Annotated in this window: 2 rRNA genes (1 of these 2 cut by a window edge); both read right to left on the bottom strand. The window is 54.2% G+C overall.

The features are described 5' to 3' along the window. Nucleotides 1-41 precede the first annotated feature (41 nt). A 5S ribosomal RNA gene (rrf, locus tag IFO69_RS21515) occupies nucleotides 42-153 on the bottom strand. A gap of 83 nt (nucleotides 154-236) precedes the next feature. Further along, a 23S ribosomal RNA gene (locus tag IFO69_RS21510) occupies nucleotides 237-1,879 on the bottom strand (it continues 1,340 nt past the right edge of the window).

Genomic DNA, 1,879 nt, shown 5'->3' with positions numbered 1-1,879 from the left:
AAAAAAAGCCCCGTGTCCTTGTAGGACAGGGGGCATATAGGTGAGGGCGGCGACCTACTCTCCCGGGTGTAACCCCAGTACCATCGGCGCGACAGGGCTTAACTTCTCTGTTCGGGATGGGAAGAGGTGGATCCCCTGCGCCGTACCGCCCAAATTCTTCTGGCTAGGTCGCCTAATGTCTTGCTATTTATGTTTCTAAAGTTCCAATGACAACTTAAAGATAATACAACATTTTCACAGGTAAGCTTTCGGGCAATTAGTACTGCTCAGCTATGCCGTCTCCGGCTTTACACCTGCAGCCTATCAACGTCATCGTCTATGACAACCCTATACGGAAACCTCATCTCGAGGTGGGTTTCGCACTTAGATGCTTTCAGCGCTTATCCCTTCCGGACGTAGCTACCCGGCAGTGCAGTTGGCACCACAACCGGTACACCAGCGGTCCGTCCAACCCGGTCCTCTCGTACTAAGGTCAGATCCTCTCAAGTTTCCCACGCCCGCAACAGATAGGGACCGAACTGTCTCACGACGTTCTGAACCCAGCTCGCGTGCCACTTTAATGGGCGAACAGCCCAACCCTTGGGACCTTCTCCAGCCCCAGGATGTGACGAGCCGACATCGAGGTGCCAAACCTCCCCGTCGATATGAGCTCTTGGGGGAGATCAGCCTGTTATCCCCAGAGTACCTTTTATCCTTTGAGCGACGGCCCTTCCATACGGTACCGCCGGATCACTATACCCGTGTTTCCACCCTGCTCGGCTTGTCGGCCTCGCAGTCAAGCTCCCTTATGCTATTGCACTCCGCGCACGGTTACCAAGCGTGCTGAGGGAACCTTTGGAAGCCTCCGTTACTCTTTTGGAGGCGACCACCCCAGTCAAACTACCCACCAAGCAATGTCTCCGCCTACGGCGGATTAGACACCAAGCAAACAAAGGGCCGTATTTCAACAGTGGCTCCACAACGCCTGGCGACGCCGCTTCATAGCCTCCGGCCTATCCTACACATCGTTTACCCAATGCCAATGCTAAGCTGCAGTAAAGGTTCATGGGGTCTTTCCGTCCCGTTGCGGGTACGCGGCATCTTCACCGCGACTACAATTTCACCGAGCTCATGGCCGAGACAGTGCCCAGATCGTTACACCATTCGTGCAGGTCGGAACTTACCCGACAAGGAATTTCGCTACCTTAGGACCGTTATAGTTACGGCCGCCGTTTACCGGGGCTTCAGTTCAGCGCTTCTCTTACGATAACGCCCCCCCTTAACCTTCCGGCACCGGGCAGGTGTCAGGCCTTATACTTTGTGTTTCCACTTCGCAAAGCCATGTGTTTTTGATAAACAGTCGCCTGGGCCTTTTCACTGCGGCCTCCCCCCATTGCTGGGGGGTAGGCGCCCCTTCTCCCGAAGTTACAGGGCCATTTTGCCGAGTTCCTTAGCCATGATTCACTCGAGCACCTCAGGATTCTCTCCTTGACCACCTGTGTCGGTTTGCGGTACTGGCATATATACGCTTAACGCTAGAAGATTTTCTTGGAAGTTCTTAGGTCCGCTATCCGCGCTCCCGAAGGATTGCGGTACTATCAGGTTCGGCTAAAGGTGCGCATTTGACTACACCCCCAATACCTACACCCTTCAACCCGGTATTCCGTCACCGGGCGGAACTTTCATCACTCCGTCCCTCCATTGCCTGTATATACGGTACGGGAATATTAACCCGTTGTCCATCGACTGCCCCCTTCGGGTTCGCCTTAGGTCCAGACTGACCCTGATCCGATTAGCGTTGATCAGGAAACCTTGGTCTATCGGTGGGCGGGTTTCTCGCCCGCCTTATCGTTACTTATGCCTACATTTGCTTTTCCAATATCTCCAGCCAACCTGACGA

The organism is Echinicola arenosa (genome assembly GCF_014841125.1).
Lineage (GTDB): Bacteria > Bacteroidota > Bacteroidia > Cytophagales > Cyclobacteriaceae > Echinicola > Echinicola arenosa.
The sequence above is the reverse complement of the archived record's forward strand: the minus strand, read 5'-3'. Positions and strand labels throughout refer to the sequence as shown.